This window comes from Staphylococcus sp. HMSC062H10, from assembly GCF_001836945.1.
Lineage (GTDB): Bacteria > Bacillota > Bacilli > Staphylococcales > Staphylococcaceae > Staphylococcus > Staphylococcus aureus.
In genome coordinates, this window is record NZ_KV830972.1 from 734313 (window position 1) to 747233 (window position 12921).

Consider the following 12921-nt stretch of genomic DNA (forward strand, 5'->3'; position numbering starts at 1 on the left):
TGTTTATTAAAGTTTTGTAAACTAAAAGCTATTTCTCTGTAAAATCAATTTTCATTATTATGAATATATCACAAAACTTAATTTCATTGTCGTATATTCAATGAATTATCATAACAAAATTATCAACGCATTGTCATTGAATACTCGAATTTGATTAAAATATTACGAAATTTCATATGAAAATTATACTACTATTTGAGATGAACATCGCATAACAGTTGAAAATTCATTCTTATTATAAACATACATCTTCATTTTTTATGAAGTTCACATTATAAATATATTCAACATAATTGTCATCTCATCACACTAGAGATATAGCAAAGTTTAAAAAAGTACTATAAAATAGCAATTGAATGTCCAGTAACAAATTTGGAGGAAGCGTATATGTATCAAACAATTATTATCGGAGGCGGACCTAGCGGCTTAATGGCGGCAGTAGCTGCAAGCGAACAAAGTAGCAATGTGTTACTCATTGAAAAAAAGAAAGGTCTAGGTCGTAAACTCAAAATATCTGGTGGCGGTAGATGTAACGTAACTAATCGATTACCATATGCTGAAATTATTAAGAACATTCCTGGAAATGGGAAATTTTTATATAGTCCCTTTTCAATTTTTGATAATGAATCCATCATAGATTTTTTTGAGTCTAGGGGTGTTAAATTAAAAGAAGAAGATCACGGGCGGATGTTTCCAGCTTCCAACAAGGCACAAGACGTCGTTGATACTTTAGTGACAACTATAGAAAAACAACATGTAACAGTTAAGGAAGAAGAGGCAGTGAGTCGCATCGAAGTAAAAGAAGATCAAACCTTTACAGTACACACTCAAATTAATAGTTATGACAGCCATTCGCTAGTAATCGCAACTGGTGGAACAAGTGTCCCTCAAACTGGTTCAACAGGTGATGGTTATAAATTCGCTCAAGATTTAGGTCATACCATCACTGAATTATTCCCTACTGAGGTACCTATTACATCAGCTGAACCTTTCATCAAATCCAATCGTCTAAAAGGTTTAAGTTTAAAAGATGTTGAATTGTCAGTACTTAAGAAAAATGGTAAAAAACGCATTAGTCATCAAATGGATATGTTATTTACTCATTTTGGTATCAGTGGTCCAGCTGCATTAAGATGTAGTCAGTTTGTTTATAAAGAACAAAAAAATCAAAAAACACAATATGTTTCCATGGCAATTGATGCATTTCCTGAATTAAACCATGAACAATTAAAACAACACATCACCTCATTATTATCCGACACACCAGATAAAATCATTAAAAACAGCTTGCATGGACTAATTGAGGAACGCTACTTACTGTTCATGTTAGAACAAGCTGGCGTTGATGAAAATATCACTGCACACCACTTATCAAATCAACAATTGAACGACTTAGTAAATATGTTTAAAGGGTTTGTATTTAAGGTAAACGGGACGTTACCTATAGATAAGGCATTTGTCACAGGTGGTGGTGTATCACTTAAAGAAATCCAACCTAAAACAATGATGTCTAAATTAGTTCCTGGATTATTTTTATGTGGTGAAGTATTAGATATACATGGTTATACTGGTGGTTATAATATTACAAGCGCACTCGTAACAGGACATGTCGCTGGATTATATGCCGGTCATTACGCACATGCATCAATGGAATAATAGTATAAAATTTGGTTTAATTCTCTTTAGTAGATCAACTTTTTCATTCAATTAAAAATGACCTTAATATAACTGAGTCACTAAAAAGTGTTGTTATATTAAGGTCATTTCGTTAATTATGATTCTTTTTCATTTTTAGTACGTCTTCTAGCTAATAATGCTGCGCCTGTAATTAGTGCTAATTCTTTTAATGGTAAATCCATTTCTTCAGAACCAGTATTTGGAAGTTCTTTTTCAACTTTGCGCACTTCTTGTTTATCTTCTTTTTTAATAGGCGTACAAACTTTTGGAGCAGGTTGCCCCACTTTTGGTGACGCTTTTATCACTTCAGCAGGTAATTTAATTGCTAAAATTTCATCAATAATGAATTGCGTATGTTGTTTGATGTCATTTAATGTCGCATCTTCATCGATCATTCTATTACCATCTGCAACATATTGATCTATTAACGCTTTCACTTTAGCCAATTGTTCTGGTGTTGCAATCGCTTTGAATTTCGCATAGGTTTGTTGCGCAATATTTTCAATGCGCATTAAGCTATGTTCTTTTTCAGTAATTACTGCTTCTATATCGCCTAATGCAACATTAAATCGTTTTAAAACCGCATCAACATCAGCATTAGTGCGTGCTGTTTTTAATTCTTCATCCATTTGTAATTTTAATGCAGTTATAGCTTTTAATGCATCTGCCTTATTACGATCACTTACTTTTCGATAATTTTGTACTAAATGCGTAACACGTGCAATATCTTGGTTGATTGTTTTTTCGGCCTCCGGTTTTTTAACAGGATGCACATCTAAACCTTGTATTGTTTGAAGATTAAATGATGCTGTTTTATCCACTTGTGCATTGCTACGGTCATGATCAAGTTGTCCGATTGCTGCGTCATAAATATTTTGTAACTGTGCTAAAACACTATTTCTTTCTTCTACCGTTGCTTGAACATTCGCTTCAATTGCTTGTTTTTTATCATTGAGCAATGTTGTCAATTGTTCTCGAGCAGACGCCTTTCTGTTAATAACAGGTTCGATTTCACGAATTTCGTTTTTCCCATCATGCAATAAATATGCCACATCAGCATTAGTCACTGCACTAGCAATGTGTTGTTTCGCTTTTATTAATGCTTGTTCTACTTGTGCTATTGCAGCATTTTGTTCTTCATCTGTCGCTTCATTATTTGATTTGATTAAATTAATTTTATGAGTAGCGATATTTTGAATTTGTTGTAACGCTGTTGTTTTAACTGTTGTTGCTGGTTTAATTTTTGAAATAATATTTTGAGCATCGATACTATTTTGATTAACTTGCGCAGTCTTATCTGCATGATTGATCTGATCAATAGCCTGATTAAGTGCTTGTTCTACTAAATGTTTAGCAGCTAATCTTTCTTCTTCGGTAGATAAATCACTTTGATCAATAAGTGCATTTTGAGCTTCAGCTTTTGCGCTGACAGATTGACGCGCTGCTGGTTTAACTTGAACTTTAGGTAAAATCACTTTGATGTTGTTGTTACCATCAGCCTCAGTTTGATCCACTTCTGCATTCGTTTTGTTTTGTGCAATATCATTTTTAATTGCATTAACAATTTTATTTAACGCAGCAATAGCAACATTTCGTTCATCTTGCGTTGTATCTAGCGTATTTCGTATTGCAGCGAGTTGATTATTATTACTTTCATCAATGTTATCCAACGCTGCACGTTTGCGTCTAACTTTCGGTTTAATTTGTTCGATTGCCTTAATCGTTTGATTTCTAACATCATTGACAGCTGCATCTTGTGTCGTATTATCTATATTTTGTTGACCTTGTTTAAGTGTGTCGTTAATTTGTTGGTTTGCTTCATCTAATTCATCAGTCGTAGCATGTGGTGTATCTTTTATAGATTCTACTTGGTTATCTGCGCTCGCTTTTATGGCTTCTTGAGCTTCAGGTTTAACCACAATGTGCGGTTCTACGCCTTTTAACGTAGCAATACCATTTGATTCAACACGTTTCACATCATTATTCGCTATTGCTTGATCGATGTTTTGTAATGCACGTTTTTCATTATTCGCTAATTGATTTAAAGCAACTTGTTTTTCTTCATCAGTCGCATGTTCCGCTTGCTCAATTTCGTGCTTTTTAACCTCATATTGTTGCTTTACTGCATCTCTAGCAGTTGCTCTAACAATATGGTCAGGCGTCACTAATGCAATGTCGTCAAGCGCTTGATTTGTTGAGTCATTAACTTGCTGATTTGTTCTATCATTTGTGATATTTGTCATAGCTTTAGCAACTAAATCATTGATTTTATCTAACGCCGCTTGTCTTTCTTCTGCTGTCGCTTCTTTATCTTGATTAATTTGCGCACGTAATTCATTCGCTTTTTGATTGATTTTTTCACGTGCTGCTGGTTTAACTTTTGTTTCAGGTTGAATCATTTTTATCGCAGTTATACCATCTGTTGCTGCTTGATTCACCTGACTATTCGTTTGAGCTTGGTCAATAGCTGCAAGTGCTTTTTCTTTTTCTTTAGCTAATGCTTGTAAAGCAACTTCTTTCTCATTATCTGTTGAATCAAGACTATTATCAATTTGCTGTTGCTTTTCTTTAACAGCTTTTTCAATATCTGCAATTGCCTTTGGTTTAATTACTACTTCAGCTTCAACATTATCTATAGCATTAATCGCTTGATTTGTAGTTGCGTCTACCTGATCATTTGTTTGGTTTTGATTAATTTGATTAAATGCTTGATCTTTAAGTTGATTGATTTGATTAACTGCAGCCTGCTTTTCTTCGTCAGTTGCATTAGGTGTTTGTTTAACCGCTTCAATACGCTTCGCCACTTCAGCAGTGATTTTATCTCGCGCTGCTTGTTTTTTTACTACGTCAACTTGAACAGCATCGATATTATTCTCTGCCACTGTCGCAGCTTGGTCTACTTCTGCATTTGTATTAGCTAGTTTAATACTTTCAATAGCTTGTTGTCTGTCTTGATTTAAAATGTTGATTGCAGCATTCTTCTCATCATCTGTTGCATCTGGTGTAGCATTGATTTCAGCTAATTTAGCATTATAATGCTGATTGATTTGTGCTAATACTGCAGGTTTTTTAACAATATTTGGCTGAATCGCATTCATTGCTTGTTTACCTGCTTGTAATGCTTGATCTACTTCTGCATTTGTATCAGCTTGATTTATATTATTAATTGCCGTTGCTAAATCTTGATCTACTTGATTTAATGCTACTTGCTTTTCTTCATCAGTTGCATTTGTGTTTTGATTAATTTCTTGCTTTTTAGCAGTTGCTAAGTCCGTTAATACACCTGTGGCTGATTGTTTCTTCGTTACATGCGGTTGAACTGTACCGATTTGATTGACTGCATCGTCTCTAATACTATTGACCATCGCAGTAGTAGACGTCACACCAATATCAGTTAATGCTCTATTTTTAAGTGTATTGACACGATCTATTGCTTCTTGTTTCTCTTCTCGAGTCGCGCCAGGTGTAGCATTGATATTTGATATCGCCTCACGTGCTTTTTCATTTACAGTATTACGAGCATCCGTTTTAACTTGTGTCGCCGGTTGAATCGCAAGTATATTTTGTGTGCCCTGATCTTTTGCTTGTGCAACTTCTTGATTCGTATCTGCTGCATTAATATTTTGCTTCGCTGTGGCTACAGCTTGATCAAGCAATTGTTGTGCTGCTTGTTGCTCTTCTAAGGTCGCATCATTATTATTAAATATCGCATTATGTTGCGTTTCTGCACTTTGATCAATAGCGTTTTTAGCATCTGTTTTAACCTTTGTAGCTGGCTCAATGGCCTGTATTCCTTGAATCGCATTTGTCTTCACTTGCTCAACATCAGCATTGCTATTAGCATTTAAAATATTAGTATTCGCAGCAGCTACAGCAGCATTTACTTTCTCAATTGCTGCTTGTCTTTCTTCTTGAGTTGCATCAGGATTAGCATTGATCTCTGCGATATGCTGTTGTGCATCATGTGATACGGCATCTCTTGCAGCTTGCTTAACAACAGTTACAGGAGCAATTGGATTAATGACATTTAGACCATCACCTTTGGCAGTATCTACATCATCATTGGTTGTCGCTTGATTGATTTGTTCTAATGCGTGGTTTGTGGCTTGCGTTAATTCATTCAATGCTGCATTTTTCTCTTCTTGTGTTGCTTCTCTATTGCTATTTATTTGTTGTCGTTTCGTTGCTGTCGCTTGGTTAATTGCATCTCTTGCTGCTTGTTTGTGTGTCACTTGTGGCACAACTGCACCAATTGTATTAATACCATTATTTTTAGCTGTTTCAACATCAGCATTGGTAGTAGCATTCGTAACATTATCAATAGCATCTGTTTCATCCGTTGTTAATTGATTTAATGCATCTTGAATTTCGTCTTGAGTAGCATCTGGTGTGTTATTGATAATTTCTCTTTGTTTCGCTGCTTTATCACGTATAGCTTGTTTAGCATTTGGTTTAACAACCGGTGTTGCAGTATCACCACTTAAGGTCTGTATACCTTGATCCTTAATTCTAGTAACGCCATCATCAGTCGTTTGGTCACCAATATTCCCAATAATTTCATTTTTATGTTCCTCGATAACTTGAATCGCTGCTTGTTTTTCTTCATCTGTCAGTTCATCATTTTGGTTAACTAAATCTTCCATGTCATCAACTTTTCTATTAACGGCATTTTCAGCGTCAACACTACGAATTAACGTATGTTGCATCTGATTTGCTAATGAATCGATATCTGCTTGAGAAACTCTTTTGTTTAAAGGTACATTGTTACGGTTTTCATCTAAAATTGTTTGTGCGCGTCTTTTAAGATCATTAAAAATATCTAATGATGCAAATGTATAATCCGCCTGTTGAATTCGTCTATCGACTTCAGCTTGTAATGCGTCTTTATTCATGATGATATCAATTGTATATGGATTTGTACTTACAGTATGACTTTCAGCAGGTGAATTAATAAAATCTTGTGAAAATGTTTTATACGTTAATGTATCGTTAAATGTTACTGTTCTTGGTGTTGGCACATTGTTCACACGTAGCTTATACTTCAAATCCAATATTTTATCAGGCATAAGTCGTGCCGGTGAATTCCCTGAACCTCCACCAGTACTTTTAATTGTTATCACACGATTTGTTGCGTCATACGTCACATTCATATCATTCATATCAACACCTGAATTACCGCTAGGAAAATCTTTAGTCAATGAATTATTAACATATTCTACCCCTTCAGGTAATTGTATTTTATACACAAAATCATCTGTATTAAATGAAGCACCGAAGTTACCATTATTCTTTAATGACGTTGTTACAGTAAACTCTTTATTATTCGTTGCTGTTGGCTCCATTATTCGTCTTTCAACATAAAGATGCGAACCAGAATGTAGACCGATTGAGTCTACAAAGTCATAATATTTATATCCATCTCGTAATTGATAAATACCACGTACATCTGTTATTGCGTCATTTTTAGGAGAAAATTGTATTTTTAAATGACTAACATTTTCTGGTACTTTAAATAAACGCCAAATCGGACCATAAGCGACTACTTTCTCACCTAAAATCGCATCATTATCAGCATTTTTAATAACTAAATTTGTCATACCTTGATAGTTTTTAGTAGTCATAGTATTAAATTCAAAGATTAATTCAGAATTCGGATTTACTGTTAATGTTTTCTCAATACCATTAAAATCGCCATGGTCATTCGTATCATTTCCTTTAATACGACCTAACGCAATTACATTGCCTTGCGCTTGATAGTTCTTAGCATCTCCTGAATCAAACATGCTCGTTCTTACCATTGCATGACTAAACACCCCTACTTTACCACCATTAATCAGTGTGTAGCCTGGTAAATTATCAACAACGGTTACTGTAGGCACAGACCGGTTCGTACTTGGTCTAATGTTGTTATCATCAAATGAAAGCACTTCGTTAGGTGCATTTTGTCCTATATTATTGGCATTGGGATCTGTTGTTGGCGTGTAAGGCGCTGTAATTGCAACTGGTGCACCACCGTTTCCTGCCGCTGGGTCTGCTGGTGTTGCATTAGGATCTGCTGGCGCGGCACGTCTACTTCTTTTTTTCGGTCTATTAGATGCTTCTTCAGCAATCGCAACTAACTCTGGCTTATCTGAAGAATGACGGACATCTTCTTGAATTTCTTTTAATGTTAAATGACGCTCTGAATCGTTGTCATTTATATTATTAGGTACGTTTAATGTACTATTATTCGCCGCTAAATGATGATTTGTATTCGACGCTGTCTCCGTAACTGTTGCATGTGCATCAGAGTGATTATTGTTTAGCTCAGACAACGAATTAGGCTGCACTGGCGTTGGCGCGACTTGATTTGCCACACCAACGTTTTGATGATTAGTCAATGCTTGATTTGTTGATGTATTGTCTGTTGCATCTGCATTAGGTGTATTTTGCGAACCATTAACTATGTTTCGATTAGTATCGGCATTTGTATTTTGTGAGTTGCCAGGTAATGCTTGATTTGAACCACCTTGGACATTATGATCCGTAGTTAAAGCTTGTGCACCATTTGGGTTTGAAAGTAATAAAACTGTCCCGATTAAAGTAGAGAATATCCCTACTTTATATTTTCTAATACTATATTTATTTTTCTTTAACAAATTCATTTCGATTTCCTCCTGGTTGTCTGTTCTCTGCTGTGTTGTTTAGAATTATGCTAGAAATATAAGTTCTCCCGATTGTGTTTATAGCCATATTATTTTGCACAATATTTTAAGTTCACTCAATTTTATCATCATCATTTTATAAAATAAAGTTTTATTTTATTACAATTTAGTTTCCGTTTTGTAATTAATCACTTAAAAAATCATAACAAGAACGCTTTAGATTGTTTTGTAACAGAAAGCAATTCATACCAAAAAACACCAAGCAACCGAAACGTTACTTGGTGTCATTACAAATGTAATATTATTTTAAATTATGTCACTACTTTAAATACTTTTTATTTCCAAACCTTCATCGCCCCAAGCGTGCATGCCGCCTTCGACATTTACGGCATCAATGCCATTTGCCTCTAAATATTCTACAACTTTAGCGCTTCGAACTCCACCAGCACATACAATATAGTATGTCTCTTTTTTGTTAAATGCATTTAAATTGTCTGGAATCGTATCCATTGGAATTAACTTTGCATTAGGTATATATCCCATTGCTGTTTCTTCGTCAGTACGAACATCAACAATTTGAACTGGTTTAGATTCTAAAAGTTTGTTTTTTAATTCATCTGTAGTAATTGACTTCATTTTAAAGTCCTCCTTAAAACATTATTTAGCTACAATATTGACTAATTTTTGAGGAACAGCGATGACTTTCATGATGTCTTTACCTTCAATACTCGCTTTAACATTGTCATTAGATAAGGCAATTTCTTGCATTTCTTCTTTTGATGTATCTTTAGCAATTTTAATTTTAGCTCTTAATTTACCATTCACTTGAACAACGATTTCTACTTCATCATCTACAAGTAGTGCTTCGTCATAAGTTGGCCAAGGTTGGTACGTAATAGACTCTTCATGTCCTAATTTTGACCATAATTCTTCACCGATATGTGGTGCAATAGGTGCTAACATTTTAACAAAGCCTTCAATATACGGTTTATAAACTTCATCAACTTTATAACACTCATTAATAAATACCATTAATTGACTAATAGCAGTATTAAATCCTAATGTTTCAAAGTCTTCTGTTACCTTTTTAACAGTTTGGTTATAAACTTTATCTAAAGATTTATTATTTGATGTTACAATTTTTGAACTTAATGTACCATCTTCATTTACCATTAAACGCCATACACGATCTAAGAATCGACGAGACCCATCTAATCCTTTTTCACTCCATGCAATTGCAGCATCTAAAGGTCCCATAAACATTTCGTAAAGACGTAAAGTATCTGCACCATGAGACTGTACTATTTCATCAGGATTGATTACATTTCCTTTAGATTTACTCATCTTCTCATTACCTTCTCCTAAAATCATACCTTGGTTAAATAATTTTTGGAAAGGCTCTTTCGTAGGTACGATACCTAAATCATAAAGTACTTTATGCCAAAATCTTGCATACAATAAGTGAAGAACTGCATGTTCTACGCCACCGATATATAAATCAACAGGTAACCAATGTTTTAATTTTTCAGGATCTGCTAACATATTTTCATTTTTAGGATCGATGTAACGTAAATAATACCAACAACTACCTGCCCATTGTGGCATCGTATTTGTTTCACGACGTCCTTTCATACCTGTTTTTTCATCTACAACATTTACAAATGAATCAATATTAGCTAGTGGAGACTCACCAGTCCCTGATGGCTTGATTTCATCTGTTTCAGGTAACAATAGTGGTAGCTCTTCTTCAGGAACAGTTGTCATTGTTCCATCTTCCCAATGAATGACAGGAATTGGTTCTCCCCAATAACGCTGACGACTGAATAACCAATCTCTTAATTTGTAATTAACTTTCTTTTCGCCAGCACCTTTTTGCTCTAATAATTGAATAGCTTTAGTAATTGCCGCTTCATTTTCTAAACCATTAAGTTCACCTGAATTAATATGTTTACCTTCACCAGTGTATGCCGCTTCTTCAACATTTCCACCTTCAATGACTTCAATGATTGGCAAATCAAACTTTTTAGCAAATTCATAGTCTCTGTCATCATGAGCTGGAACTGCCATTATTGCCCCTGTGCCGTAAGTAGATAATACATAATCAGCAATCCAAATTTGTACTTTTTCACCAGATAAAGGATTAATTGCATATGCACCAGTGAATACACCTGATTTATCTTTTGCTAAATCTGTACGTTCTAAATCAGACTTTTTAGAAGCTTCTGTTTGATACGCTTTCACTTGATCTTTATATTCATCAGTTGTAATTGAATCAACTAATGCATGCTCAGGACTTAAGACTAAGAATGATGCACCATAGATTGTATCTGGTCTAGTCGTAAATACTTCTACTTTTCCTTCCGCATTATCTACATCAAATGAAACTTTGGCCCCTTCAGAACGTCCAATCCAATTACGCTGCATATCTTTTAAAGACTCAGGCCAATCTAAATCATCTAAATCTGCTAATAATTGATCTGCATATTCTGTAATTTTGAGTACCCATTGTTTCATTGGTTTACGATAAACTGGGTGACCGCCACGTTCAGAGACACCGTCAATCACTTCTTCGTTAGATAAGACAGTACCTAATGCAGGACACCAGTTAACTGCAACTTCGTCAACGTATGCTAAACCTTTGTTATATAACTGTATGAAAATCCACTGTGTCCATTTATAGTATTCTGGATCTGTTGTATTAACTTCACGATCCCAATCATAACTGAACCCTAATTCTTTAATTTGTCGTTTAAAAGTTTGGATATTTTTCTTTGTAAATTCACGTGGGTCGTTACCAGTGTCTAAAGCATATTGCTCTGCTGGTAATCCGAATGCATCCCACCCCATCGGATGTAACACATTATATCCTTGCATTCTCTTATATCTTGAAATGATATCTGTTGCTGTATAGCCCTCAGGATGTCCAACATGTAAACCAGCACCTGATGGGTATGGAAACATGTCTAACGCATAAAATTTCTTTTGACCTAAGTTATCATTTGTTTTAAATGTTTTATTTTCGTCCCAATAGTCTTGCCATTTCTTTTCAATTTGATTGTGGTTGTAATTCAACACATTTCCTCCTATTCAATAAAAAAAGACACCTCTAACTATTCTATTTACATAGGGACGACATTTGCCGCGTTACCACCCTATTTCACAAAAATTGTGCACTCATTTTAATAGTAAGAGATGTCATTCATTCAATTTAAAATTAATACGATTTACATTTAGTCCTTAACACTAGCTCTCAGCATCACTAGCTTTCTGTAGAAAAGCTCCAAACGAAATTAAATTATACAAATTAATATTATGTTATAACGACATTTATTTCAAGTCTATAACGTTAATTCTATTTACTCATTATGCATCTATTTTTTTAGGTTGCGTATTATTCTCCTTGAAAACCATTAATAATATTAATGCAAATACAAGTAGTACCATCATACCGATAAACATCATGCGCATATTAAATGCATCAACTAATACACCACCAAGAAATGGACCGAATGCTTTTCCTACTGTAGCAGCTGAATTCACAAAACCTTGGTACTGTCCTTGCTTACCATCTGGCGCTAACTGATTGGCTATAGTTGGAACTGCAGGCCATACAAACATTTCTCCAAAAGTTAAAATAATCATACCGACAACAAATATTGTAAAGTTTTCGGCAAAACTCGTGACAAAGAACGACAACATAAAAATGATGATGCCGACAAACATTTGCTTCTTTAAGTTTCCTTTTAACAGATAGAGAATCGGTTTAATTAATGGTTGTGCTACTAAAATCATTATTCCGTTAATTGTCCATAAAACACTATATTGTGCCATTGAAATATTAATCGATTGTGTAAATGATGCGATTGTAGACTCCCATTGAATATACGCAACCCAACAAATTGCAAACATTGCACAAATTAGTACTAATGAAATAAATCTTGCTTTATTCTTTTTACCAGTAATATCTAAATGAGTTGGATATTTAACTTTCGCATTAATTTCAATATTAAATTGCGTTACCGCGACAAGTGCAAACACAACATACATAATAAGATTGGCTAAAAAGATATAGTTAAAGCTAAATTCTGCGACAAAGCCGCCCATTGCAGCGCCGACAGCAACACCAATATTTTGCGCTAAGTATATCGCATTAAACGTTTGTCTACCGCCATTCGGCCACACTGCTCCAGCCATTGCGTATATCGCAGGAATAATCATTCCGCCACCAAAGCCTAACATTACAAGCCATACAGCATACCAAGGCCACCCGTGAAAGAAATTAAGTAGCGTTGTACTACAAAGACAAGTGAAAGTTCCAATTAAAATCGTCTTGTATCCACCTAATTTATCAAATAGTGAACCACCTAATAAGTTTCCAATAACCATGCCAAATGAATTTATCATTAGCACTAAACCAGCAACAGTTAAACTTTTTCCAAGTTCTTGTTTCATATAAATTGTATTTAAAGGCCACAAAAAACTGGAACCAGTAATATTTAACGCCATGCCAATTACTAGCCACCAGACTGATTTAGGTATATTCATATTTCATAGTTCCTCTCTCTTTTTTGTCAAACTATAATAAACACTATAACATTAA

The 12921-nt window shown here is 34.6% G+C and carries 5 protein-coding genes; 1 reads left to right on the forward strand and 4 read right to left on the reverse strand.

Annotation, left to right across the window (positions count from 1 at the left end; genetic code table 11):
- The first annotated feature begins 387 nt into the window (after positions 1–387).
- Entirely contained in the window at positions 388–1656 is a 1269-nt protein-coding gene (locus tag HMPREF2658_RS06215; protein WP_000284998.1) for a BaiN/RdsA family NAD(P)/FAD-dependent oxidoreductase, read from the forward strand.
- 116 nt (positions 1657–1772) lie between these two features.
- On the opposite strand, the gene sasC is transcribed toward HMPREF2658_RS06215, so the two are convergent.
- The 4 genes from sasC to HMPREF2658_RS06235 form a co-directional block, all read right to left on the reverse strand.
- A complete protein-coding gene (sasC, locus tag HMPREF2658_RS06220; RefSeq protein ID WP_064135570.1) occupies positions 1773–8321 on the reverse strand; it encodes an LPXTG-anchored aggregation protein SasC in 6549 nt (2182 codons plus the stop codon).
- A gap of 324 nt (positions 8322–8645) precedes the next feature.
- A complete protein-coding gene (locus tag HMPREF2658_RS06225) occupies positions 8646–8957 on the reverse strand; it encodes a rhodanese-like domain-containing protein (protein ID WP_000836464.1) in 312 nt (103 codons plus the stop codon).
- Positions 8958–8978: 21 nt separating this feature from the next.
- The gene (gene leuS / locus HMPREF2658_RS06230; protein ID WP_001622206.1) at positions 8979–11396 is read right to left on the reverse strand and encodes a leucine--tRNA ligase; all 2418 of its coding nucleotides are present in this window, start codon (positions 11394–11396) and stop codon (positions 8979–8981) included.
- Between the two features lie 288 nt (positions 11397–11684).
- The gene (locus tag HMPREF2658_RS06235) at positions 11685–12866 is read right to left on the reverse strand and encodes an MDR family MFS transporter (protein WP_001025064.1); all 1182 of its coding nucleotides are present in this window, start codon (positions 12864–12866) and stop codon (positions 11685–11687) included.
- Positions 12867–12921: the final 55 nt, after the last annotated feature.

Coding starts and splice junctions, on each gene's coding strand:
- HMPREF2658_RS06235 (WP_001025064.1), bottom strand. CDS start 12,866: ATGAATATACCTAAATCAGTCTGGTGGCTAGTAATTGGCATGGCGTTA.
- HMPREF2658_RS06225 (WP_000836464.1), bottom strand. CDS start 8,957: ATGAAGTCAATTACTACAGATGAATTAAAAAACAAACTTTTAGAATCT.
- HMPREF2658_RS06215 (WP_000284998.1), top strand. CDS start 388: ATGTATCAAACAATTATTATCGGAGGCGGACCTAGCGGCTTAATGGCG.
- sasC (WP_064135570.1), bottom strand. CDS start 8,321: ATGAATTTGTTAAAGAAAAATAAATATAGTATTAGAAAATATAAAGTA.